The 24,088-nt window shown below is 61.0% G+C and carries 23 protein-coding genes; 17 read left to right on the top strand and 6 right to left on the bottom strand.

Annotated features, from left to right (window positions below; all coding sequences use genetic code 11):
• Nucleotides 1–15 precede the first annotated feature (15 nt).
• Nucleotides 16–537 carry a DUF6586 family protein gene (locus tag DNK10_RS07050; protein ID WP_131191032.1) on the top strand — a complete coding sequence of 174 codons (522 nt, stop codon included), beginning with the start codon at nt 16–18 and terminating at the stop codon, nt 535–537.
• A 112-nt stretch (nt 538–649) separates the two neighbouring features.
• Nucleotides 650–886, top strand: a complete 237-nt coding sequence (locus tag DNK10_RS07055; RefSeq protein ID WP_042555598.1) for a hypothetical protein — start codon at nt 650–652, stop codon at nt 884–886.
• A 96-nt stretch (nt 887–982) separates the two neighbouring features.
• Here the strand turns inward: DNK10_RS07055 and sulA are convergent, their stop codons facing one another.
• Nucleotides 983–1,432 carry an SOS-induced cell division inhibitor SulA gene (gene sulA / locus DNK10_RS07060; protein WP_131191033.1) on the bottom strand — a complete coding sequence of 150 codons (450 nt, stop codon included), beginning with the start codon at nt 1,430–1,432 and terminating at the stop codon, nt 983–985.
• A 10-nt stretch (nt 1,433–1,442) separates the two neighbouring features.
• Nucleotides 1,443–2,054, bottom strand: a complete 612-nt coding sequence (gene lexA / locus DNK10_RS07065) for a transcriptional repressor LexA (protein WP_131191034.1) — start codon at nt 2,052–2,054, stop codon at nt 1,443–1,445.
• Nucleotides 2,055–2,331: 277 nt separating this feature from the next.
• Here lexA and DNK10_RS07070 point away from each other — a divergent pair, with 277 nt between their 5' ends.
• Together DNK10_RS07070 and nagZ are read left to right on the top strand one after the other, a co-directional pair.
• Nucleotides 2,332–3,036, top strand: coding sequence for a TetR/AcrR family transcriptional regulator (locus tag DNK10_RS07070; RefSeq protein ID WP_131178368.1), 705 nt, complete (start codon nt 2,332–2,334; stop codon nt 3,034–3,036).
• A gap of 349 nt (nt 3,037–3,385) precedes the next feature.
• The gene (gene nagZ, locus DNK10_RS07075; protein WP_425273845.1) at nt 3,386–4,369 is read left to right on the top strand and encodes a beta-N-acetylhexosaminidase; all 984 of its coding nucleotides are present in this window, start codon (nt 3,386–3,388) and stop codon (nt 4,367–4,369) included.
• A 336-nt stretch (nt 4,370–4,705) separates the two neighbouring features.
• Here the strand turns inward: nagZ and mfd are convergent, their stop codons facing one another.
• On the bottom strand, nt 4,706–8,149 hold the full coding sequence (gene mfd, locus DNK10_RS07080; protein WP_131191036.1) for a transcription-repair coupling factor: 3,444 nt from the start codon (nt 8,147–8,149) through the stop codon (nt 4,706–4,708).
• A 152-nt stretch (nt 8,150–8,301) separates the two neighbouring features.
• Between mfd and DNK10_RS07085 the strand changes: the two genes are divergently transcribed.
• The 10 genes from DNK10_RS07085 to sthA all read left to right on the top strand — a co-directional run bounded on the left by DNK10_RS07085 (nt 8,302) and on the right by sthA (nt 18,821).
• Nucleotides 8,302–9,750 (top strand): glyceraldehyde-3-phosphate dehydrogenase, encoded by a 1,449-nt coding sequence (locus DNK10_RS07085; protein WP_208738793.1) that lies wholly within the window; start codon nt 8,302–8,304, stop codon nt 9,748–9,750.
• 444 nt (nt 9,751–10,194) lie between these two features.
• A complete protein-coding gene (locus tag DNK10_RS07090; protein ID WP_131178364.1) occupies nt 10,195–11,532 on the top strand; it encodes a Na(+)-translocating NADH-quinone reductase subunit A in 1,338 nt (445 codons plus the stop codon).
• Between the two features lie 3 nt (nt 11,533–11,535).
• Nucleotides 11,536–12,747, top strand: coding sequence for an NADH:ubiquinone reductase (Na(+)-transporting) subunit B (locus DNK10_RS07095; protein WP_131178363.1), 1,212 nt, complete (start codon nt 11,536–11,538; stop codon nt 12,745–12,747).
• Nucleotides 12,740–13,525 carry a Na(+)-translocating NADH-quinone reductase subunit C gene (locus tag DNK10_RS07100; protein WP_131178652.1) on the top strand — a complete coding sequence of 262 codons (786 nt, stop codon included), beginning with the start codon at nt 12,740–12,742 and terminating at the stop codon, nt 13,523–13,525. The genes DNK10_RS07095 and DNK10_RS07100 overlap by 8 nt, the downstream gene beginning before the upstream one ends.
• A gap of 3 nt (nt 13,526–13,528) precedes the next feature.
• Nucleotides 13,529–14,197 carry an NADH:ubiquinone reductase (Na(+)-transporting) subunit D gene (locus DNK10_RS07105; protein ID WP_131178362.1) on the top strand — a complete coding sequence of 223 codons (669 nt, stop codon included), beginning with the start codon at nt 13,529–13,531 and terminating at the stop codon, nt 14,195–14,197.
• A complete protein-coding gene (gene nqrE, locus DNK10_RS07110; RefSeq protein ID WP_131178361.1) occupies nt 14,198–14,806 on the top strand; it encodes an NADH:ubiquinone reductase (Na(+)-transporting) subunit E in 609 nt (202 codons plus the stop codon).
• Nucleotides 14,807–14,816: 10 nt separating this feature from the next.
• On the top strand, nt 14,817–16,040 hold the full coding sequence (gene nqrF / locus DNK10_RS07115; protein WP_131178360.1) for an NADH:ubiquinone reductase (Na(+)-transporting) subunit F: 1,224 nt from the start codon (nt 14,817–14,819) through the stop codon (nt 16,038–16,040).
• Nucleotides 16,037–17,071: an FAD:protein FMN transferase gene (locus DNK10_RS07120; RefSeq protein WP_244216220.1), complete on the top strand. Its 1,035-nt coding sequence runs from the start codon at nt 16,037–16,039 to the stop codon at nt 17,069–17,071. Before nqrF ends, DNK10_RS07120 begins: the two co-directional genes overlap by 4 nt.
• Nucleotides 17,068–17,301 (top strand): (Na+)-NQR maturation NqrM, encoded by a 234-nt coding sequence (gene nqrM, locus DNK10_RS07125; RefSeq protein ID WP_131191038.1) that lies wholly within the window; start codon nt 17,068–17,070, stop codon nt 17,299–17,301. Before DNK10_RS07120 ends, nqrM begins: the two co-directional genes overlap by 4 nt.
• Before the next feature lie 125 nt (nt 17,302–17,426).
• The gene (gene sthA, locus DNK10_RS07130; protein ID WP_131178357.1) at nt 17,427–18,821 is read left to right on the top strand and encodes a Si-specific NAD(P)(+) transhydrogenase; all 1,395 of its coding nucleotides are present in this window, start codon (nt 17,427–17,429) and stop codon (nt 18,819–18,821) included.
• Between the two features lie 366 nt (nt 18,822–19,187).
• On the opposite strand, the gene DNK10_RS07135 is transcribed toward sthA, so the two are convergent.
• The 3 genes from DNK10_RS07135 to DNK10_RS07145 are packed head-to-tail and all read right to left on the bottom strand — an operon-like array spanning nt 19,188 to nt 20,782.
• Nucleotides 19,188–19,907 carry a glycerophosphodiester phosphodiesterase gene (locus DNK10_RS07135; RefSeq protein ID WP_131178356.1) on the bottom strand — a complete coding sequence of 240 codons (720 nt, stop codon included), beginning with the start codon at nt 19,905–19,907 and terminating at the stop codon, nt 19,188–19,190.
• A gap of 9 nt (nt 19,908–19,916) precedes the next feature.
• A complete protein-coding gene (locus tag DNK10_RS07140) occupies nt 19,917–20,213 on the bottom strand; it encodes a phosphodiesterase (protein ID WP_131178355.1) in 297 nt (98 codons plus the stop codon).
• A complete protein-coding gene (locus DNK10_RS07145; protein WP_131191039.1) occupies nt 20,210–20,782 on the bottom strand; it encodes a PilZ domain-containing protein in 573 nt (190 codons plus the stop codon). The genes DNK10_RS07140 and DNK10_RS07145 overlap by 4 nt, the downstream gene beginning before the upstream one ends.
• Before the next feature lie 95 nt (nt 20,783–20,877).
• On the opposite strand from DNK10_RS07145, the gene DNK10_RS07150 reads away from it, so the two are divergent.
• The 3 genes from DNK10_RS07150 to DNK10_RS07160 are packed head-to-tail and all read left to right on the top strand — an operon-like array spanning nt 20,878 to nt 24,063.
• On the top strand, nt 20,878–22,128 hold the full coding sequence (locus tag DNK10_RS07150) for a lipoprotein-releasing ABC transporter permease subunit (RefSeq protein ID WP_131178353.1): 1,251 nt from the start codon (nt 20,878–20,880) through the stop codon (nt 22,126–22,128).
• Nucleotides 22,121–22,819 carry a lipoprotein-releasing ABC transporter ATP-binding protein LolD gene (gene lolD / locus DNK10_RS07155; RefSeq protein WP_131191040.1) on the top strand — a complete coding sequence of 233 codons (699 nt, stop codon included), beginning with the start codon at nt 22,121–22,123 and terminating at the stop codon, nt 22,817–22,819. The genes DNK10_RS07150 and lolD overlap by 8 nt, the downstream gene beginning before the upstream one ends.
• A complete protein-coding gene (locus DNK10_RS07160) occupies nt 22,819–24,063 on the top strand; it encodes a lipoprotein-releasing ABC transporter permease subunit (protein WP_131191041.1) in 1,245 nt (414 codons plus the stop codon). Before lolD ends, DNK10_RS07160 begins: the two co-directional genes overlap by 1 nt.
• Nucleotides 24,064–24,088 lie beyond the last annotated feature (25 nt).

Here is a 24,088-nt window from a genome sequence, read left to right on the forward strand (position 1 = left end):
ATCTGGAGAGTGCATATGGCTGGCGAACTGTATACCCGCACCAATCAGAAGATTTTCTACGCCGGGCTCTCTCTGGAGTCCTGGCGCAAGGCTGAAGAGGGCCGGGCGATGAATGCCCAGGCGCTGGTGCAGGCCGAACGCGAAGCGACGCTGTTTCACCTGTACGGGGCGCTACTCGGCCTCTGTCACGAAATCGCTGGCTTCTATCGGTTGCCGAATGGCAGTGCAGCGCGTGCCGAGGTGCTGCTGGATCGACAGAATCTGTCGGCTGCACCGAGCCCCGAGTTGGCCGAACTGGTGGAGTTGTCCGAAAACGGGCACACCTGGCTCGGGCAATTATTGGCTGCTCACGCCCAGCTGTTCCGGCCGCCGCGCCCCCCACGGGAGGCCAAGGCCGATCCTGGCGCCACGTCGTTGATCGAAGCGGTGAGCCTGGATGAGGAGCGGCCGCTTCTTGATCGGGAAACCCTGGAGAGCTGGCGGCAGGAATTGAAAGTACTGGCGCAACGTTTTCGCGTTGGCCTCAGCGAATGGTAAGCGTGATGCTTATCGATGATTGAAAGCCCGTTCAGCACCTGGTGATTCTTTCGCCAAGCGATCGAGCGGAGCGGCTGCTACAATGCGCGGCCTTTCGTGGAGAATCCGAGTTATGCCTACTTCCTTCCTTGAGATCGTCGAGTTGCCCGATGGGCGTATCGCCCTGCGTCGAGCCGATGATGAGGAAGCGCTGGTGGTATTGGACTTTTCCGAAGATGCCAAGGCCTTTCTCCAGGGCCAGCATGTGGAAGTCGCCAAGGCGATGCTCAATGTCGGCGTGCAAATGGCCGGCAGAATGGCGGAAGGCGATTTCGAGCAAGAAGACGAGCAGCCTCGCGTCCTGCACTGATTCGGCTTTCCCGTCTGCGCCTTTGAGGCGAGTCAGGCAGCAAAGCTAGCATCTGACAGACACTCAAGCTTTAACCACTTTTCTGAAACTTGAGCTTCAGCCCAGGCTGATGTTCAGGCTTTGCGCCTGGCCCAGTTGCGCTGCCGCTTCCAATTGCTGGCGAGCGTGCTGGGGCAGGGGCTGCAACCAACTGATGACCGTGTGGCTGCGCCCAAGCTTCAGTGCTTCCTGAGCCAATTGCAGGGCGCTCTGGCTGTTTCGAGGGTGCAGCAGCAGAATGCGTTCGCGGTTCAGACCGGCATCGCGTAACCAGCTTTGCGTCAGACTCGTGGGTGGAGCGATCAGCGTCAGCCAGCGTTCGTCATCCTTTTCGCTCAGTTCCCGCAGCATGGGGGCCAACAGTGTCAGGCAATGGCCTGCAGCGCCCCTCAGCGACACCTCGCTGAAGGTTGTCTCCTGGTGGGGTTCGACTACCGCAATGGTCGAGGCCAGAAAGGCATCGAACAGCGGCAGTTGGGTACGGCTCAGCGACTGCGGGAACTGCATAAAGCCTCCATTAGCGGCGAATGACGCCGACACTCAAGCCTTCGATGATCAGATCCTGTTCTTCCAGGTTCACTTCTATCGGGGCGAATTCGGGGTTTTCCGCCAGCAACCAGACGGTATTGCCCTCACGTTTGAAGCGCTTGACCGTTACTTCGTCATCGATACGCGCGACGACCACCTGGCCGTTGCGTGCTTCGCTGGTGGTGTGTACGGCAAGCAGATCACCGTCGATAATGCCGATGTCCTTCATGCTCATGCCGCGAACGCGTAGCAGGTAGTCGGCCTTGGGGCGGAAGAAGTCCGGATTGATCCGGCATGCTTCTTCTATATGCTGTTGGGCCAGGATGGGCGCGCCGGCAGCCACTCGACCGATTACAGGCAGACCTTCTTCCTCGATCTGGTTGGGTTCGAAGCCGGGAATGCGGATGCCGCGGGAGGCGCCGGGCGTCATCTCGATAGCGCCTTTGCGCGCCAGTGCCTTGAGGTGCTCCTCGGCAGCGTTCGGTGACTTGAAACCGAGCGCCTGGGCGATCTCTGCACGAGTCGGCGGGTAGCCGTTGTCTTCCAGGCACTGCTTGATGAAGGCAAGGATTTCGGCTTGGCGGGGCGTCAGCTTGATCATGTGGGTGGCTCTGTCTTTTTATACAGTGACTGGGATTATATACAGTAAGCGCCGCTTGGCAATCCATTGATGCGCGTTGCGCTTGTGTTATCTACCCAGTGGCGGGTAAGTGGTACGTAATGGACTATGCTCAGGCGGCCTTTTTCAAAACCGGGCTGGTATCGCCCGCGACGCTATCGCCAAATGATGACTGAGCATCCAGAATACGGCCTGCGCGACTTGACAGCTGTGCGCGCTGAAACGTATGTTTCAAACACTTGTTTGTCGGATGGATGTCATGGCGCAATCGGAAACCGTTGAACGCATTCTGGACGCCGCGGAGCAATTGTTCGCGGAGAAGGGGTTCGCCGAGACGTCTTTGCGCCTGATCACCAGTAAAGCTGGGGTCAATCTGGCCGCCGTCAACTACCACTTCGGTTCCAAGAAGGCCCTGATACAGGCGGTATTCTCCCGTTTTCTCGGGCCGTTCTGCGCGAGCCTCGAGCGCGAGCTGGACAAGCGCCAGAGCAAGCCGGGTGTCACCTTCAGTCTCGAAGAACTGCTCGAGCTGTTGGTCGAGCAGGCTCTGGCGGTGAAGCCGCGCAGCGGCAACGACCTGTCGATCTTCATGCGCCTGCTGGGCTTGGCCTTCAGCCAGAGCCAGGGGCACCTGCGCAAATACCTCGAAGAAGTCTACGGCAAGGTATTCCGCCGCTACATGCTGCTGGTGCATGAGGCAGCGCCCGGTATTCCCCCTCTGGAACTGTTCTGGCGCGTGCATTTCATGCTGGGTGCTGCCGCGTTCAGCATGTCTGGCATCAAGGCGCTACGCGCCATGGCCGAGAGTGACTTTGGCGTGGACACCTCCATCGAGCAGGTCATGCGCCTGATGGTGCCGTTTCTGGCCGCGGGCATGCGCTCCGAAAGTGGCGTGACCGATGAGCGATTGGCGGCTGCGCAGCTTATTCCCCGTAGCAAAAGTACCCCCGTCACCAAGGTATAAACGCCTGCGCCTGGCTTGCGGGCTGATCGTCGCAGCCCCTAAGCTACCGTCCATGTCGGCTGGTTTCTGCATATCCCACTTCCGGCGATCTCTTTATGGGGTTGCCGGGGGCTTCTACGGCTGCGAGCCGGGGGAGCGTCACGTTCGCCGCTACAGTTGCCTGCACGCTGGTCACGGAACCCGTGCGCGTGCCGCTGTCCCATGGCTGCATGTCCATACGAAATGCAATCTTTCCCTGGTGCCCGCTTGATGCGTGGTGCCGAACGATGAAGTGCCTCGCTCCAACTGAGCGGCGCGGCCACTCAATTAAGGAATACCTGTTGTGAGTACCCCCCTGTATGGCTCCCTGATGGTGGATGTCGCCGGTACCTGGCTGACTGCCGAAGACCGGCAACTGTTGCGCCAACCCGAAGTCGGCGGCCTGATCATCTTCGCCCGCAATATCGAGAATCCGCGTCAGGTGCGTGAGCTGTGCCAGTCCATCCGTGCAGTGCGCCCGGATCTGCTGCTGGCGGTTGATCAGGAGGGCGGACGCGTGCAGCGCTTGCGTGAGGGGTTCGTGCGTTTGCCGGCCATGCGCGCGATTGCCGGCTGTACCGATGCAGAGAGTCTGGCGCGGCAGTGCGGCTGGCTGATGGCGACCGAAGTGTTGGCGGTTGGTCTGGATCTGAGCTTCGCCCCGGTGCTGGATCTCGATCATGAGCGCAGCGCCGTGGTTGGCCATCGCGCCTTCGAGGGCGACCCCGAGCGTGCTACTCAGCTGGCTGGTGCCTTCATCCGTGGGATGGCAGAGGCGGGCATGGCAGCGACGGGCAAGCATTTCCCCGGGCACGGTTGGGCCGAGGCCGATTCCCATGTCGCCATTCCCACCGATGAGCGCAGCCTGGAAGAAATCCGTCAGAACGATCTGCGGCCGTTCGCGGCCTTGAGTCGTGATCTGGCGGCGGTGATGCCGGCCCATGTCATCTATCCGCAGGTCGACAGTCAGCCGGCCGGTTTCTCGCGTCGTTGGCTGCAGGACATCCTGCGTGGTGAGCTGGGTTTCGAGGGCGTGATTTTCAGCGACGACCTGTCGATGGCCGGCGCCCATGTGGTCGGCGATGCCGCCAGCCGTATCGAAGCGGCCCTGACGGCCGGTTGCGATATGGGCCTGGTATGCAATGACCGGGCGGCCGCAGAGCTTGCGCTGTCGGCGGCGCAGCGCCTCCGGGTCGTGGCACCAAGGGGCTTGGCACGCATGCGCCGTCGCGCTTTCCCGGGCGTCGACTATCGTCAGAATCCGCGCTGGGCGCAGGCGCTTTTGGCGTTGCGAGCAGCGCAGTTGGTGGAGTGAGCCGAGAGCGTTTGGCTCGTTTTTATTGGGCTGACTGCAAAGAGGCGGGAGCGGACGTAGGGTGGATGACGCTCTTTTCATCCACCATTGCGATCGCTAGGTTGGTGGACGGGTGAAGCGTCGTCCACCCTACGAATGGCCGTTTGTGCCTTTAAGGTGGATTAGCTGCAGGCGTAATCCGGGGCCGAAGGCCGTGATCCATGGTTCAACGCGGGTCACCGACCGGCCGCTTCCGCCTTGTAGCAGTCGCTATACGGCAATAAGAAGGCTCCGCGTATCGCTTCGCTAGGGCCATGCCACATGCAATCAGGGCCGCTTATGCGGCCCTGATTGCTTTCAGTTTTTCACCGTGGCCAGCAGCCGCTCGAGCAACGCTTCCAGCGTATTGAAGCGCTCTTCCGCCCGTTCCATGGGAATGGAGAAGCGGAACAGCGTGGCGCCTTCGAACTTGTAGCGATTCGGCGCACTCTGGATCAGCTTGATCAGCGTCAGCGGATCGACCGGTGTTTCCGCCGCGAACTCGATGCGTCCGCCCTGCGGCCCGGCATCGATCTTCTTGATGCCCAGTCGCTCGGCCTGCAGTTTGAGCAGGGTCAGACGTACCAGGTGCTTGGCGGGTTCCGGGAGCAGCCCGAAGCGGTCGATCATTTCCACTTGCAGCTCTTTCAGACCGTCCTCGTCGATGGCGTTGGCGATGCGCTTGTAGAGGATCAGGCGGGCGTGTACGTCCGGCAGGTAATCCTCGGGAATCAGCGCCGGTACGCGCAGGTTGATTTCCGGCCCGCCGCCCAGCGGTTGGTCGAGGTTCGGTTGCTCGCCCTTGCGGATCGACTTGACGGCGCGCTCGAGCATTTCCATGTACAGGGTGAAACCGACGGCCTGGATCTGCCCGCTCTGGCCGTCTCCGAGCAGTTCGCCTGCACCGCGAATCTCCAGGTCGTGGGTGGCCAGCACGAAACCGGCACCGAGATCCTGGGCATTGGCGATGGCTTCGAGGCGTTTCTGCGCATCGTCGGTCATCTGCTTGCGTGGTGGTGTCAGCAGGTAAGCATAGGCCTGGTGGTGGCTGCGCCCGACGCGGCCACGTAGCTGGTGCAGCTGGGCCAGGCCGAACTTGTCGGCGCGCTCGATGATGATGGTGTTGGCGCTGGGCACGTCGATACCGGTCTCGATGATGGTCGAGGCGATCAGCACATTGAAGCGCTTGTGGTAGAAGTCGCCCATCACCTGTTCCAGCTCGCGTTCGTGCATCTGCCCGTGGCCGATGCCGATCCGCGCTTCGGGCACCAGTTCGGCGAGATCCGCGGCGCATTTCTCGATGCTCTTCACGTCGTTGTGCAGGTAGTACACCTGGCCGCCGCGTAGCAGTTCGCGCAGCAGCGCTTCCTTGATCGTCGGCTTGTTCTGTTCCATGACGAACGTGCGCACCGAGAGGCGACGGGCGGGTGGCGTGGCGATGATCGACAGGTCGCGCATGCCTGATACGGCCATGTTCAGGGTGCGCGGAATCGGTGTGGCGGTGAGGGTGAGGATATCCACCTCGCTGCGCAGTGCCTTGAGGACTTCCTTCTGGCGCACACCGAAACGATGCTCTTCGTCGATGATCACCAGGCCCAGGTTCTTGATCTTGACGTCGTCCTGCAGCAGCTTGTGGGTGCCGATGATGATGTCGATCTTGCCCTCGGCGAGCTGTTGTATCGCAGCGCTGACTTCCTTGGCGCTCTTGAAGCGACTCATCACCTCGACCGTCACCGGCCAGTCGGCGAAGCGGTCGCGGAAACTGTTGTAGTGCTGCTGGGCGAGCAGGGTGGTGGGCACCAGGATCGCTACCTGGCGGCCACCGTGCACGGCGATGAAGGCGGCGCGCATGGCCACCTCGGTCTTGCCAAAACCGACGTCGCCGCAGACCAGGCGATCCATCGGCTTGGGTGCGAGCATGTCGTCACGCACGGCATCGATGGCGCTTTGCTGATCCGGGGTCTCCTCGAACGGGAAGCCGGCACTGAAGGTTTCGTAGTCGGTTTTCGGATCGTTGAAGGCATAGCCTTCGCGGGCGGCGCGACGGGCGTAAATGTCGAGCAGCTCGGCGGCGACGTCGCGCACCTGTTCGGCCGCCTTGCGCTTGGCCTTCTGCCAGACTTCCGAGCCGAGGCGATGCAGTGGGGCCAGGGCATCGTCGCTGCCGGTGTAGCGGGCGATCAGGTGCAGACTGGCGACCGGTACGTAGAGTTTGGCTTCCTCGGCGTACATCAGAGCCAGGAACTCCGCGGCCTGACCGTCGAACTCCATGGTCACCAGGCCCAGGTAACGGCCCACGCCGTGGTCGATATGCACCACCGGCGCGCCTTCGCGCAACTCGGTGAGGTTCTTGATCACGTTTTCGCCGGCGTCGCGGGTCTTTTCCCGGCGCCGACGCTGCATCACGCGCTGCCCGAACAGCGGGCTTTCGGCGATCAGTGCCAGGTCTTCGAGCTGCAAGCCTTCATCGAGGGGCGCGATGGTGATGCCCAGGCGTTCCTTGCTTGCGCAGAACTGCGGCCAGCCGTCGACTTCCCTGGGTTTGAGCTTGAGGCGCGCGAGCAATTCCAGCAGCACTTCGCGGCGCCCGGCGGATTCGGCGCAGAACAGCACGCGGCCCGGGTATTGATCGATGAAACGGCGCAACGCCGCCAGCGGCTCGCTGGCCTTGGCCTGGATCGCCAGATCGGGCAAGGCGCTGGCGTCGAAACGGCTGCGGCCGACACCCGGCTCGATATCGTCCTGGCTGATGACTACGCGCGGCCAGTCTTTCAGGTGGGCAAAGCAATCTTCTACCGGCAGGAATATATCGACCGGCGGCAGTAGTGGGCGCTCGGGGTCGACGCGGCGTTCTTCGTAGCGATTGCGCGCGTCCGTCCAGAACTGCTCGGCGGCCTTTTCGATACCGGGCAGGGAGAACACCTGGGTGTCCTGAGGAAGATAGTCGAAGAGGGTGGCGGTTTCTTCGAAGAACAGCGGCAGGTAGTACTCGATACCGGCCGGGGTGATGCCGGTGGAAAGATCCTGGTAGATCGGGCAGCGGCGGAAGTCGACGTCGAAGCGCTCGCGGAAGCGGCCGCGGAAATCGGTGACGGCCTTTTTCTCCAGGGGGAATTCGCGCGCAGGCAGCAGCTTGATCGACTCGACCTTGTCGATCGAGCGCTGGGTTTCCGGGTCGAAGGTGCGCAGGGTCTCGATCTCGTCATCGAACAGGTCGATGCGAAACGGCTGCTTGCTGCCCATTGGGAACAGGTCGATCAGGGCGCCGCGTACGGCGAACTCACCGTGCTCGTAAACCGTGTCGACGCAGCGATAACCCGCGGCTTCCAGGCGGCCGCGCATGTCGTTGACGTCGATGCGCTGGCCAACATCCAGCACCAGGCTGCTGCCGAGCAGAAAGCGCTTGGGTGCCAGGCGATGCAGCGCCGTGGTGATGGGAACCACCAGCACGCCGTGCTTGAGCCCGGGCAGGCGATACAGCGCGGAAATGCGTTGGGAGATGATGTCCTGGTGCGGCGAGAAGAGGTCGTAGGGCAGGGTTTCCCAGTCCGGGAAATGCAACACCGGCAAATCCGGGGCGAAGAAACTCAGTTCCTGCTCCAGGCGCTCGGCGCTCTGGCTATCGGCGGTGAGCAGCAGGGTGAAGCGCTTGGCATTGCTGGCGGCTTCGGCTACAGCCAGGCTCAGTGCGGCACCGGGCAGGTTGCCCCAGTGTTGTTTACCGGCGGTGGCCGGCAAGGACGGCAGACGCAGTACAGGCACAGGTGCCTCGCGATTGGTAACGATTTGGCCTGCGATTGTAACTATCCGCGTGGATGGCTGTCAGTGTTTCGACCGCTGCAGATTGCCGATGAATGCGTGTGTCGTCATAATGTAGCCCCTTTTTTCAGCCCCTACATGTGGAAGGTATTGCCGTGACTCAGAAGCCCGACCAGTGTCTTGGTGAATGGATTGACCGTGAAGCCCTCGCCGAGGCGATGATTCCGCTGATTGGTCAGCTGTACCGCAACAACAATGTGGTGCTGTCGATCCACGGCCGTAGCCTGATCAATCGCTCGGTGATCGAGATCCTCAAGGCGCACCGCTTCGCCCGCCACCGCCAGGCTGACGAGAATGGCTTGTCCGTTCACGATTCCTACGCCGTACTCAAGGCCATGAGCGAGCTCAAGCTGGGTGCTGCGTCCGTCGACCTGGGCAAGATGGTCGGCAAGTTCAAGGCCGAAGGCCAGGGCCGCAGCATCGAGCAGTTCGTCCGTGACGAGCTGGCCGACGTGGCCAACCAGCAGAACGCCTCGCCGCGCAAGGGCACCGACGTTGTCCTGTATGGCTTCGGTCGTATCGGTCGTCTGCTGGCGCGTATCCTGATCGAGCACACTGGTGGTGGCGATGGCCTGCGCCTGCGCGCCATCGTCGTGCGCAAGGGCGCCGAGAATGACCTGGTCAAGCGCGCCAGCCTGCTGCGTCGCGACTCGGTACATGGCAAGTTCGACGGCACCATCACCATCGATGAAGAAAACAGCACCCTCACCGCCAATGGCAACCTGATCCAGGTGATCTACGCCAAGGATCCTTCGGCCATCGATTACACCCAGTACGGCATCCAGGATGCACTGCTGGTCGACAACACCGGCGTGTGGCGTGATGCCGAGGGTCTGGGCCAGCACCTGAAGTGCCCGGGTATCGACCGCGTCGTGCTGACCGCGCCGGGCAAGGGTGCCCTGAAGAACATCGTGCATGGCATCAACCACAGCGAAATCACCGCTGAGGACAAGATCGTCTCGGCCGCCTCCTGTACCACCAACGCCATCGTGCCGGTGCTCAAGGCGGTCAACGACAAGTACGGCATCGTCAACGGCCACGTCGAAACCGTTCACTCGTACACCAACGATCAGAACCTGATCGACAACTTCCACAAAGGTAGCCGTCGTGGTCGCAGCGCCGCGCTGAACATGGTCATCACCGAAACCGGTGCTGCCACTGCTGCCGCCAAGGCGCTTCCGGTGCTCAAGGGCAAGCTGACCGGTAACGCGATTCGCGTACCGACGCCGAACGTGTCCATGGCCATTCTCAACCTGAACCTCGAGAAGGCCGCCAGCCGCGAAGAAATCAACGAGTACCTGCGCCAGATGGCCATGCACTCCGACCTGCAGAAGCAGATCGACTTCGTCAGCTCCCAGGAAGTGGTCTCCACCGACTTCGTCGGCTCGCGCCATGCCGGTGTGGTCGATGCCGAAGCCACTATCGCCAACGACAACCGTGTCGTGCTCTATGTGTGGTACGACAACGAGTTCGGCTATAGCTGCCAGGTGGTTCGCGTGATGGAAGACATGGCCGGGGTCAACCCGCCTGCATTCCCGCGCTGATCGCGACACGCTCAGAAATGGGAGCCCCTCGGGCTCCCTTTTTTTGCCCGGTTTTTGGCTATGGCTGAAGTGCTTTTGCTGCTTGCCACCATTGCAATATCGCCCAGGTAGAGCCGTTGAATGCTCAGGGGAAGGCTAGGCCTGGTTCTATGAGAAATGCGAATAGCCAATTCATGATAGGAGCGGCTGCTGTTTTTCATGGATACTGGTCGCTGCGCGCGTGCTCCCGTTCCTGTCTTTGTTGCGTCCTGTAACGGAAAACCTAAAAAAAGCAAGCGCTTGGGTGGCGTCAGGTTGTCGCACAACTTTATAATCCCGACGATTTCTTACCTGTGTTCGACATCGCCCCACGGCAATAGTGATATTGGCGTGCGTCTTGCTATTTGATTAGCGTTTGTCGAGCATACTCCAAAAAATTTATAAGCTCAGTGGTTAGGCAAACCTATGATCAGAATAAAACATGGGCTCGACTTGCCCATAACAGGCGCGCCGGCTCAGCAGGTCGAGGCCTCGAGGCCGGTGCGCAGCGTCGCCGTCATTGGCTTCGATTATCACGGTATGAAACCCACCATGGCCGTTCAGGTGGGTGACCGGGTCAAGCTGGGTCAGATTCTTTTTTCCGACAAGCGATCCGAGGGGGTTCATTACACGGCTCCAGGCGCTGGCATCGTCAGTGCGATCCATCGTGGCGAGAAGCGGGTGCTGCAATCGGTGGTCATCGATCTCGATGGCGACGAGCAGGAAACCTTCGCGCATTACCCTGACGCTCAGTTGAGCAGCCTAGACGCCGCACTGGTTCGCGAGAACCTGCAGCAGTCCGGTTTGTGGACGTCGCTGCGTACGCGGCCGTTCAGCAAGGTGCCGGCCATCGATGCCGTGCCCAGTTCGATCTTCGTCAGCGCCATCGATACGCATCCATTGGCAGCTGATCCTGCGCCGATCATTGCCGAGCATGCGGGTGATTTCGAAAACGGCCTCAAGGTGCTGGCGCGTCTGAGTCCGGTGTTCTTGTGCAAGGCGCCAGACGTGAGCCTGCCGGGCGAGCAGCTCGAAGGCGTACGCAGCCAGGCGTTCGCCGGGCCGCACCCGGCGGGTCTGCCGGGCACCCATATCCACTTCCTCGATCCGGTCAGTGCCAGCAAGAGCGTCTGGACGATCAACTATCAGGACGTGATTGCCGTCGGCAAACTGTTCACTACCGGTCAGCTGTGGGTAGAACGTGTCGTCGCGCTGGCCGGCCCGGTGGTCGAGCGTCCGCGTCTGCTGCGTACTCGCCTGGGTGCCAACCTCAGCGAGCTGACTGCGGGTGAGCTCATCGTCGGTGAAAATCGGGTGATTTCCGGTTCGGTACTGGGTGGGCGTACGTCCCGTGGTGCCTGTTCCTACCTGGGCCGCTATCACCTGCAGGTGTCTTGCCTTGCCGAAGGCACAGATCGCGAGATGCTGCATTACCTGCGTGCGGGTGTGAACAAGCACTCGATCCTCAACATCTTCGTGTCCAAGCTGGCGGCCGCCAAGCGCTTCGCCTTCTCCACCTCCACCAATGGCAGCCCGCGCGCCATGGTGCCGGTTGGTAATTATGAAGAAGTGATGCCGCTGGACATTCTGGCAACGCAATTGCTGCGTTCGCTGATCGTCGGCGATACCGACATGGCCCAGCAGCTTGGCTGCCTGGAGCTCGACGAAGAAGACCTGGCGCTGTGCACCTATGTGTGTGCTGGCAAATACGAATACGGTCCGATCCTGCGGGAGAGTCTGGCCCTCATCGAGAAGGAGGGTTGAACCATGAGCGTGCGTGAATTCCTCGACAAGATCGAACACAACTTCGAAAAAGGTGGCAAGTACGAGAAGTGGTACGCCCTCTATGAGGCCGTGGACACTTTCCTCTATCGCCCAGGCAGCGTTACCAAGACCACTGCCCATGTGCGTGATGGCATTGACCTCAAACGCATGATGATCACCGTCTGGATGTGTACCTTCCCAGCGATGTTCTTTGGTATGTGGAACACCGGCTATCAGGCCAACCTTATCTATGTGCAGAGCCCGGAACTGCTGGCTGCTCAGGATGGTTGGCGGTTCAGTCTGATCGGCGCGCTGGGTGGTTTTGATCCGACTAGCCTGTGGGACAACTTCATCCAGGGGGCAGCATATTTCCTGCCCGTGTATCTGACGGCGTTCATCGTCGGTGGTTTCTGGGAGGTGTTGTTCGCTTCCATTCGCCGCCATGAGGTCAACGAAGGTTTCTTCGTGACCTCGGTGTTGTTCGCGTTGATTCTGCCGCCGAGCATTCCGCTCTGGCAGGTTGCGCTGGGCATCAGCTTCGGTGTGGTGATCGGCAAGGAAATCTTCGGCGGCACCGGGAAGAACTTCCTCAACCCGGCTCTGGTCGGCCGCGCCTTTCTGTTCTTCGCTTATCCGGCGCAGATTTCCGGCGAGGAAGTGTGGACTTCAGTTGACGGTTTCGTTGGCGCCACCGCTCTTAACAGTGCGGCCGCAGGTGGTGTTCAGGGTGTTCTGGACAGTGGCCTTACCTGGACGAATGCATTTATCGGGATTATGCCGGGCTCCATTGGCGAGACAAGCACCCTGGCCATTCTGCTTGGTGGCGCGGCGCTGTTGCTGACCAAGATCGCATCGTGGCGCATCGTCACAGGTGTGATGATAGGCATGATCGCGACCGCCACCCTGTTCAACGCCATCGACTCTGGAACCAATCCACTTTTCGGCATGCCGTGGTACTGGCATCTGGTCACCGGCGGCTTCGCCTTTGGCATGATCTTCATGGCTACCGATCCGGTGTCGGCGTCCATGACCAATACCGGCAAGTGGATCTTCGGCATCCTGATCGGCCTGCTGGTCACCATCATTCGTGTGGTCAATCCGGCGTTCCCGGAAGGCATGATGCTGGCCATCCTGTTCGGCAACCTGTGTGCGCCGTTGATCGACCACTATGTGGTTCGAGCCAACATCAAGCGGAGGCTGGCACGTAATGTCTAAGTTGAAAGAAACCCCTGTCCGCACTTTGGTGGTCGCACTTGTGATGTGCCTGGTGTGCTCGATCGCAGTATCGGCCGCTGCGCTGATCCTGCGTCCGACCCAGCAGGAAAATGCGCTGGTTGATCGCCAGCGTGCTGTTCTGGAAATTGCCGGACTGTGGCAGCCGGGCATGTCCAGTGAGGAAGTGCGCGCCATCTTCTCCGAGAAGGTCACCCCTCGTTTGGTCGACCTGCGAACCGGTGAGTACAGCGATGCTCATGATCCGCACACCTTTGACCAGGAAAAGGCTTCGAAAGACCCGGCGCAGTCCAAGACCATTGTCGGTGGGCAAGACATCGCCTCAATTCGCCGACTGGAAAACTATGCGGTGGTCTATCAGATCGAACATGAGGGCCAGATGGATCGCCTGATCCTGCCGGTTCGTGGCTACGGTCTGTGGTCAACCATGTACGGTTTCGTGGCGCTACAAAGCGATCTGGAAACTGTCGCCGGCCTGGGTTTCTACCGGCATGGCGAAACGCCCGGCCTGGGCGGTGAGATCGATAACCCCAACTGGCAGGCCAAGTGGGTCGGCAAGAAGGTTTACCAGAATGGTGAGCCTACCCTGCGGGTGATCAAGGGAAGTGTGAACCCCGAGAACGCACAGGCCGACTACCAGGTCGATGCCATCGCTGGCGCTACGCTGACCGGCAATGGCGTCACTCATATGATTCAGTTCTGGCTGGGCGAAAATGGCTTCGGTCCATTTCTCGCGAAGCTGACTGCAGGGGAGGCTTGATCCATGTCCAAACCCACCATGAAAGAGCTGCTGCTCGATCCGATTCTCAACAAGAACCCGATCGGTCTGCAGATTCTCGGCATCTGTTCGGCCCTGGCGGTCACCTCGAGCCTGAGTACGGCGCTGGTGCTATCTGTTGCCCTGACGTTGGTAACCGCCTTCTCAGGCTTCTTCATCTCGCTGGTTCGTAGCCAGATTCCGGGTTCCATCCGCATGATCGCCCAGGTGGTGATCATCGCCTCGCTGGTAATCGTCGTGGATCAGTTCCTCAAGGCTTATGCCTATAGCCTGAGTCAGCGTCTGTCGGTGTTCGTTGGCCTGATCATCACCAACTGCATCGTGATGGGCCGCGCCGAAGCCTTCGCCATGTCCAACCCGCCGGTAGCCTCGTTCGTCGATGGCCTGGGTAACGGTCTGGGCTACAGCGCCATGCTGGTGGCGCTCGGTATCGTGCGGGAGCTGTTCGGTGCCGGTTCGCTGATGGGCGTGCAGATTCTGCACACGGTCAACAACGGAGGCTGGTACCAGCCCAATGGTCTGCTGCTGCTGCCACCGTCGGCATTCTTCCTGATCGGTCTGTTCATCTGGGCTCTGCGTAGCTACAAGACCGAGCAGGTGGAGAAGGTCGAGTACCGCATGGCACCCCAGGTGAAGAACGAGGAGGCTTACTAAATGGAACACTACATCAGCCTGTTCGTCCGCGCGGTGTTCATCGAGAACATGGCGCTGGCGTTCTTCCTCGGCATGTGTACCTTCCTGGCGATTTCCAAGAAGGTCGAGACCTCGCTGATGCTGGGTCTGACGGTGATCGTGGTGATGGTCATCACCGTGCCGTTGAACAACCTGCTCTATGTCTATCTGCTCAAGGAAGGTGCGCTGGCCTGGGCCGGCATGCCGGATACCGACCTGAGCTTCCTCGGTCTGATCTGCTACATCGGCCTGATCGCCGCGGTGGTGCAGATCATGGAGATGGTGCTCGACAAGTACCTGCCGGTGCTCTACAACGCGCTGGGCATCTTCCTGCCGCTGATCACCGTGCATTGCGCCATCTTCGGCGGCACGCTGTTCATGGTCGAGCGTGACTACAACTTCACCGAGAGCGTGGTCTACGGCGCTGGCGCTGGCGTCTCCTGGGCCCTGGCCATCGTGCTGCTGGCGGCCATCCGCGAGAAGCTCAAGTACAGCGATCCGCCCGCCGGTCTGCGCGGTCTGGGTCTGACGTTCATCACTGTTGGCCTGATGTCGCTGGGCTTCATGTCGTTCTCCGGCGTTCAGCTGTAAGGGGTTGCCAATGGCTTTTGAAATTATTGTTGCAGTGATGATGTTCACTGGGGTGATCATTGCCCTGGTGGCGGTCATCCTGATGGCGCGGGCACGGCTGGTTTCCGGTGGTGACGTGAACATCGAGATCAACGGTGAACGCACCATCACCGTACCGGCTGGCGGCAAGTTGCTGCAGACCCTGGCCGAGAACGAGATCTTCCTGTCGTCCGCCTGTGGCGGCGGCGGTACCTGTGCGCAGTGCAAATGTGTGGTTGAAAGCGGTGGCGGCGAGATGCTCTCCACCGAGGAAACGCACTTCAACAAGCGTGAGGCTCGTGAGGGCTGGCGCCTGTCCTGCCAGACGCCGGTCAAGCAGGACATGAAGATCGAGGTGCCGGAAGAAGTCTTCGGCGTGAAGAAGTGGGAATGCACGGTGGAGTCCAACCCCAACGTCGCCACCTTCATCAAGGAGCTCACCCTCAAGCTGCCGGAAGGCGAGAGCGTGGACTTCCGTGCCGGCGGTTACGTGCAACTGGAGTGCCCGCCGCACGAGGTTCACTACAAGGACTTCGACATCCAGGAGGAGTACCGCGGCGACTGGGACAAATTCAACCAGTGGAAATACGTTTCCAAGGTCGACGAGACCGTGATCCGCGCCTACTCCATGGCCAACTATCCCGAAGAAGTCGGCCTGGTGAAGTTCAACATCCGTATCGCTTCGCCGCCGCCGGGCAAGGATCATCTGCCGCCAGGTCAGATGTCTTCCTGGGTGTTCAGCCTCAAGCCAGGTGACAAGGTCACGGTATACGGGCCGTTCGGCGAGTTCTTCGCCAAGGACACCGATGCCGAGATGGTCTTCATCGGCGGTGGTGCGGGCATGGCGCCGATGCGCTCGCACATCTTCGACCAGCTCAAGCGCCTGAAGTCCAAGCGCAAGATCAGCTTCTGGTATGGCGCGCGCTCCATGCGCGAGGCCTTCTACGTCGAGGAGTACGATCAGCTGCAGGCGGAGAACCCGAACTTCGAATGGCACCTGGCGTTGTCCGATCCGCAACCGGAAGACAACTGGACGGGCCTCAAGGGCTTCATCCACAACGTGCTCTACGAGAACTACCTGAAGGATCACCCGGCACCCGAAGACTGCGAGTTCTACATGTGCGGCCCGCCCATGATGAACGCCGCGGTGATCAAGATGCTGACCGACCTCGGTGTCGAACAGGACAACATCCTACTCGACGACTTCGGCGGATGATCCCACTGCCAGCGATGCTGCAGCCCGCCCTTGTCACAGCCTTGGCTGTGGCTTTGGCGGGCTGCGGCTTTTCCGAGAGTGTCGAAGAGTTCGGTGGCCCCGCCCAGGGCAGCACTTATTCGGTCAAGTACGTGCGCAGCGCTTCCGTCCCGGACAAAGCGGCGCTCAAGGCCGAGGTCGAGGCGATCTTCGCCGAAGTCGACGAGCAGATGTCCACCTATCGCGACGATTCGCTGATCGAGCAATTCAACCGCGCGCCAGCGGGCACCTGCATGCCCATGCCGGAAGGCGTTCTTGAACTGGTGAAAACCGGCGATGAGCTGCACCGTGCCAGCGGTGGGGCTTTCGATCTGACCCTGGAGCCCTTGCTCGATCTGTGGGGCTTCGGCCCGCGCGGTAACGGCGAGCGCCAGGTTCCGGATGCCGAAGCCTTGCAAGAGGTGCGCGGCCGCATCGGTCAGGAACATCTGCATATCGATGGCGACCGCCTGTGCAAGGATCTTGACCTGCAGGTCGACTTCAACAGCATCGCTGCCGGATATACGGTTGATCGAATCATCGAGCGTCTTGTCGAACTAGGGGTGCGCAGTTATCTGGTGGAAGCCACCGGCGAACTCAAGGCAGTAGGGCGCAAGCCCGATGGCCAGCCCTGGCGCATCGCCCTTGAGGCGCCCCGCGATGATCAGCGGGCCATTCAGCAGGTCATCGAGCTGGATGGTTACGGCATTTCCACCTCGGGTGACTACCGCAATTACTTCGAGGAGCAGGGCGTACGTTACTCCCATACCCTCGATCCGCAGACCGCCGCGCCGATTCAGCACACCCTGGCGGCGGTCACCGTGGCTGCGCCATCGACACTGATGGCCGATGGCCTGTCCACCGTTTTGCTGGTGCTCGGCCCCGACAAGGGATACGCGTACGCAGAGCGTGAAGGCATAGCGGCGTTCTTCGTGACCCGTGAGGGTGACGGTTTCGTCACACGCAGTACCGCCACTTTCGAGCAGCTTTTCGCTGCGGGAGGCAAGCAATGACATTCGTAATGGTTTTTCTGATCATGCTGACGGTCGTCGGTCTGATGGCCGTGGGCGTGATGATGGGCCGCAAGCCCATCGCCGGCTCCTGTGGCGGTATCGCCAACCTGGGTATCGAGAAGAAATGTTCGATCTGCGGTGACGACCGCGAGCTTTGTGAAGAAATAACGCGGAATAACGAAGGCAAAGGCGCCTCGAGCGTGCAGACCTTTGACGCGGGCAAGCGCTGATCGCCATTTGCGGTCTGGCCCGGTAGGCTATGCGTGTTGCGAAATGTTGCGTATCAGGCCGCCCGTTCGGCCTGGTTCTGCCGAGAATGCCCGATAAGCGTTCCGGCGTGATCTGAGGAGTGAACATGGCGGTCTACAACTACGATGTAGTGGTATTGGGTTCCGGCCCGGCGGGAGAAGGGGCGGCGATGAACGCGGCCAAGGCCGGTCGCAAGGTGGCGGTGGTCGATGACCGTCGCGAAGTCGGCGGCAACTGCACCCATCTGGGCACCATCCCGTCGAAAGCGCTGCGCCACTCGGTGCGGCAGATCATGCAGTTCAACACCAATCCCATGTTCCGCCAGATCGGCGAGCCGCGCTGGTTCTCCTTTCCGGATGTGCTGAAGAGCGCCGAGCGGGTAATCGCCAAGCAGGTCACCTCGCGTACCGGCTACTACGCCCGTAACCGTATCGACGTGTTCTTCGGTTCCGGCAGCTTCGCCGACGATCAGACCATCGAAGTGGTATGCCCCAACGGCGTGGTGGAAACCCTGTCGGCCAAGCAGGTGATCATCGCCACTGGCTCGCGCCCCTATCGCCCGGCCGATATCGACTTCAGCCACCCGCGTGTTTACGACAGCGACACCATCCTGACCCTCAGCCACACACCGCGCCGCCTGATCATCTACGGAGCCGGGGTAATCGGTAGCGAGTACGCCTCGATCTTCAGCGGTCTGGGCGTGTTGGTCGACCTGATCGATAACCGTGACCAGTTGCTCAGCTTCCTCGATTCGGAAATTTCCGACGCCCTCAGCTATCACCTGCGCAACAACAACGTGCTGATTCGTCACAACGAAGAGTACGAGAGCATCGAGGGGCTGGATAACGGTGTGATCCTGCACCTGAAATCCGGCAAGAAGATCAAGGCCGATGCATTGCTGTGGTGTAACGGGCGTACCGGCAACACCGACAAGCTGGGTCTGGAAAATATCGGTATCAACGTCAATAGCCGTGGCCAGGTACAGGTCGATGAGCACTACCGCACCGAGGTTGCCAATATCTATGCGGCGGGTGACGTGATCGGCTGGCCGAGCCTGGCCAGTGCCGCGGCCGACCAGGGTCGTTCGGCAGCCGGCAGCATCGTCGACAATGGCAGCTGGCGGATCGTCGATGACATTCCTACCGGCATCTATACCATTCCCGAGATCAGTTCGATCGGCAAGAACGAGCACGAACTGACCAAGGCGAAGGTGCCTTACGAAGTGGGCAAGGCGTTCTTCAAGAGCATGGCGCGCGCGCAGATTTCCCACGAGCCGGTGGGTATGCTGAAGATTCTCTTCCACCGCGAAACCCTGGAGGTGCTGGGCGTGCACTGCTTCGGCTACCAGGCTTCCGAGATCGTGCACATCGGCCAGGCGATCATGAACCAGAAGGGCGAGGCGAATTCCCTGAAGTATTTCGTCAACACCACCTTCAACTACCCGACCATGGCCGAAGCCTACCGAGTCGCGGCGTTCGATGGGCTCAACCGGCTTTTTTGAGCGGCTCCGGCCGGTGGCCTGAGCCGGTCGGGGATCCTTTCGCCGACTCCCGCGACTGGCGCTGGCCAAACCGGGAGAGCATCTAAGCAGGCCTGAAAACCGATCCCATGTGGATCGGTTTTTTATGGACGGCATTTGTCGGAAAACGATGGTGACGGTACGCCGAGCAGAGTGGATCTGCCCGATCCGATCCATTTGCCGTTCCGTGACCGCAATGGTAGATGAAAAGAGGTTAGCTACCCTACGGGCTGATCGGCGCATTTTGCGTAGGGTGGACGACGCTTCACCCGTCCACCGTTGCAGTTTGCCTATGGTGGACGAGAGCGTCAGCTACGCGGCCCGATCCACCCTGCGAAATTCCAGGGCTCAGCCTCGCAGTGTGCTCACTGCGATACCAGGGAAGTCGGTAATGATGCTGTCCACGCCGAAGTCGGCGAGGCGGCGCATCAGGGCGGGTTCGTTGACTGTCCATACCGACACGTGCAAGCCGGCTTTCTGGGCTTTGAACTGGCGTTCCGGGGTACATAGCGTCCAGTTCAGGGCCAGCAGGTCGCAGCCGTAATTGCGGGCCACCTTGAGTGGATCCAGCCAGGCGTATTCGGCGACCAGGCCGCGGGCCAGGTGCGGGGTCAGGCGCTGGGCGGCGCTCAGCACTTCACGGGAGCTGGAGGTGATGGTGATCTTGTCGTCCATGCCAAAGCGGCGGCTGAGCAGGGCGATGGCTTCCACAGTGCGGGCGGCGCGCACCTTGGAGGCGCTCTTGACCTCGAGTTGCCAGTGTTCGAAGTCGCACTGTTCGAACAACTCGCTCAGGCGCGGAATGGGGCAGGGGTGGCGCCAACCTGGGCCGCCGCGACGGGCGTCGTAATGCATCAGGTCGGCAGCGTCATGCTCGACCACCTTGCCGCGCTGGCCGGTGGTGCGCTTCAGCGTCGGGTCGTGGATGACCATCAGCTCGCCATCGCGGGACAGGTGCAGATCCAGTTCACAGCGGCGTACGCCGTGCTCGAGGCACTGCTGGAAACTGATCAGGGTATTTTCCGGGGCTTCGCCCTTGGCGCCGCGATGGCCGTAGATCAGGGTCACGGTTGCTCCTTACTCGGTTCGTGTCGCGCGCGGCTGTTGGTGGCGCACGCTATTGATCACGTGGTCGTATTCGAAATAAACGCTGAATTCGCGGTAATCCCAGCGGGTGATCGGCGGCTTGCCGACTGCTGGACGCTCCTCATCGGCCAAGCCGAAGCGTTCCAGCACCGAGCGCTTGGATTGGCCGAGTTGCGGCAGGTCGACAAGGTTCGCGCCCTGCTGGCCGATGGGGATTTTCAGGGTGTCGGCCTGGGCCGCCAGCGGCAGCAGCAATACCAGAGCCAATACTAGCCGGGATGGAGTCATTCGGAGTCCTCGCGAGCCTGACGGCGCTCCTGCGCCTGGCGTTGCAGGATATGCCGGGCGAGCAGTTGGCGCTGTGCGTCAGTCAGCGCTTCGAATTCGGCGCCGATCTCGAATTGCCCTTCGTGCTCGCGACAGTGCAGCACCTTGGCGCGCAGCAAGAGGCCCAGCGCCTGAGGCATCAGCACCATTTTCAGAGCCAGATGACTGTCGACCGGAAGTGGCTGAGCGTTGAGAAAGCCGATACCGCCTTCGGACAGTGTGACGCGTTTGGCTGGGCCAATGTCGCGCAGCAGGCTCTGGGCCAGGGCCTGTCCCAGCAGGTCGATGCGTTTGTTGACCACCTTCAGGTAACTGGCCAGGGTGCGGTCGCGCTCGCTGATGTTGCGCAGCAGATGCTGTGACTCGAAATCCATCACATGCAATTCGCTGAGCAGGTTGAACAGCTTTGATGCGTCGTGAAGCTCATAACCGGCGAGGGCTTCGGCACCGGCCAGCGGGGTGAAATCCAGTGCGATCGTGTCCTCGATACGGTAGTATTCGCGGCGATCGTTTTCATCTTGAGTCGACATGGCGAACCCATGGCAGCAGTGGTGGTCAGAGTGTAAGGCCGCTCGCCAGGCCCCGCCACAAGGACGTTTCTCTTTCCCTCGAACAAGCGCCCCACATGTTCAGACCCCTGTCCGTTTTTCTCGGTACGCGCTACACGCGGGCCAAGCGTCGCAACCACTTCGTTTCGTTCATTTCCCTGACCTCGATGATCGGGCTGGCACTCGGTGTGCTGGTGATGATCCTGGTGCTGTCGGTGATGAACGGCTTCGACCATGAAATGCGTACCCGCGTGCTGGGCATGGTGCCCCACGCCACGGTCGAGAGCTCCACGCCGATCAGTGATTGGCGCCGCCTCGCCGACCGCGCGTTGCAGAACCCGCAGGTCATTGCAGTGGCGCCGTTCAGCCAGATGCAGGGCCTGCTGACCAATGATGGCAAGGTGCAGAAGGTGCTGATCAACGCCGTGGATCCCGTCGAGGAGCCCAAGGTGTCGATCATTGGCGATTTCTTCCGCGAGGGCCGGCTGGAGGATCTGCAGCCTGGCACCTTCGGCATCGTCATCGGCGACAAGGCTGCCGAGAAGCTCGGGGTCGGTCTTGGTGACAAGCTGACCTTCGTGGCGCCGGAAGTCACCGTCACCCCAGGTGGCATGTTTCCGCGTCTCAAACGCTTCACCGTGGTCGGCATCTTCCATGTCGGTGCCGGTGAAATCGATGGCTTCGTGGCCATGACCCATATTCAGGATCTGGCCCGCCTGCAGCGTCATCAGGCAGACCAGGTGCAGGGCATCCGCCTCAAGTTCGCCGACCTGTTCCAGGCGCCGCGCACCGCCTGGCAGCTGGCGCAAAGCTTCGGCGAGCAGGATTACCTGGCCCGCGACTGGACACGTACCCACGGCAACCTGTATCAGGCCATCCGCATGGAAAAAGCCATGATCGGTCTGTTGCTGCTGCTGATCGTCGCGGTGGCTGCCTTCAATATCATTTCCACGCTGGTGATGGTGGTGACCGACAAGAAGGGCGATATCGCCATCCTGCGCACCCTCGGCGCTACGCCGATGCAAATCATGGCCACCTTCATGGTGCAGGGCACGGTGATCGGGGTGATCGGCACCCTGATCGGTGCGCTGCTCGGCATTCTCGCCGCGCTCAACATCAGTTCGATCATCGCCGGCGTCGAGCGCCTGCTCGGCTTCAAGTTTCTCAATGCCGATGTGTACTTCATCGATTACCTGCCGTCGCAGCTGATGCTCGCCGACGTGGTGCAGGTCTGCGCTGCGGCATTGGTTCTGAGTTTCCTCGCTACTCTTTATCCGGCCTGGCGCGCGGCGCGCACCCAGCCCGCGGAGGCATTACGTTATGAGTGATCCGGTCGTGCAGGCGAGCGCCGTGCTCAGTTGCCGCAACCTGAGCAAGTGTTACGAAGAAGGCCCGCAGTCGGTGGTGGTACTCGACGACCTGCAACTGGAGCTGCTCCCGGGCGAGCGCGTGGCCATTGTCGGCAGTTCCGGCTCGGGCAAGAGCACGCTGCTGAACATGCTCGGCGGCCTGGATACACCGAGTGGCGGCAGTGTCTGGCTGGCGGGCGAAGAACTGTCGGCACTCAACGAAAAACAGCGCGGCCTGTTGCGTAACCGCGCGCTGGGCTTCGTCTATCAGTTCCACCACCTGTTGGCCGAATTTACAGCGCTGGAGAACGTGTGCATGCCGCTGCTGATCGGCAAAACCTCGATCAGCGAGTCGCGTCAGCGGGCCACCGAGTTGCTCGAGCGCGTCGGTTTGGGCCATCGCCTGAGCCACAAGCCGGCCGAGCTGTCCGGTGGTGAACGGCAGCGGGTGGCGATTGCCCGGGCGTTGGTCAATCGTCCTGGTCTGGTGCTGCTCGATGAGCCCACCGGCAACCTGGATAATCATACCGCTCAAGGCATTCAGGATCTGATGCGCGAGCTGAGCACTCAGTCGCAGACCGCCTTTCTGGTGGTAACCCACGACCTGCAACTGGCGCGACAGATGGATCGAGTGCTGAGCCTGGAAGACGGCAAGCTGGTGCACGCCTGATGTTTCGCCCGCTGAGTGTCTTCATCGGCCTGCGTTACACCCGTGCCAAGCGCCGCAATCACTTCATCTCGTTCATTTCCCTGACGTCGATGATCGGCCTGTCCCTCGGTGTGCTGGCAATGATCGTGGTGCTGTCGGTGATGAATGGCTTTCACCGTGAAATGAGCTCGCGGATTCTTGGCATGGTGCCCCACGCGACCATCGCCGGTTCGCCGGCCCTGGCCGATTGGCAGGCGCCAGCCAAGGTCGCGTTGGAAAATTCCCAGGTGGAAGCTGCCGTGCCGTTCGCCGAGCTGGAGGGCATGCTTTCCTACCGCGGTGTCATGCAGCCTATTCAACTGCATGGTATCGACCCCGAGCTGGAGCCGAAGGTCTCGATCATCGGCGATCACATGGTGCAGGGCCGCTTGAGCGATCTGCGCGAAGGCGAGTATGGGGTGATCATTGGCGAGATCACGGCGCGGCGCTTTCAATTGCAGGTCGGCGATCGACTGGCGCTGATCGTGCCGGAAATCAGTTCGGTGCCCGGTGGTATCACGCCGCGCATGCAGCGCCTGAACGTGGTCGGAGTCTTCAAGGTCGGCGCCGATCTGGACAGCTCTCTGGCCCTGATCAACGTCGCCGACGCCGCGCAGATCCAGCGCCTGGAGCCGGGCTCGGTGCAGAGCATCCGCCTCAAGTTGAAGGATCTGTACCAGTCGCCACAGGTAGCCGCCGCCATTGCCGCACAGTTGGGCGAGAGTTATCACGCCAGCGACTGGACGCAAACCCAGGGCAGCCTGTTCAGTGCCATGAAAATGGAGAAGACCATGATCGGCCTGCTGCTGTTGCTGATCGTCGCGGTGGCTGCCTTCAATATCATCGCCACGCTGATCATGGTGGTCGCCGACAAGGGCGCGGATATCGCCATCCTGCGAACCCTGGGCGCCACGCCCCGGCAGATCATGGGCATCTTCATGGTGCAGGGTACGGTGATCGGCGTGATCGGTACCCTGATCGGTGGCGTGCTCGGTGTGTTGGCAGCGCTCAATGTCAGCGAGCTGGTCGGTTGGCTGGAACGCGTCAGCGGCCAGCATGTGTTCAGCTCCGACGTGTACTTCATCAGTACCTTGCCGTCCGAGCTGCAGGTCGGTGATGTGGTGCTGATCTGCAGCGCGGCGCTGATCCTCAGCTTCCTCGCCACACTGTATCCGTCCTGGCGTGCGTCGCGTACGCAGCCGGCCGAGGCGCTGCGTTACGAATGAGGTGCTAGTCTCGAAAAGGCCGCTA

Source organism: Phytopseudomonas daroniae (assembly GCF_004327275.1).
GTDB classification, from domain to species: domain Bacteria; phylum Pseudomonadota; class Gammaproteobacteria; order Pseudomonadales; family Pseudomonadaceae; genus Aquipseudomonas; species Aquipseudomonas daroniae.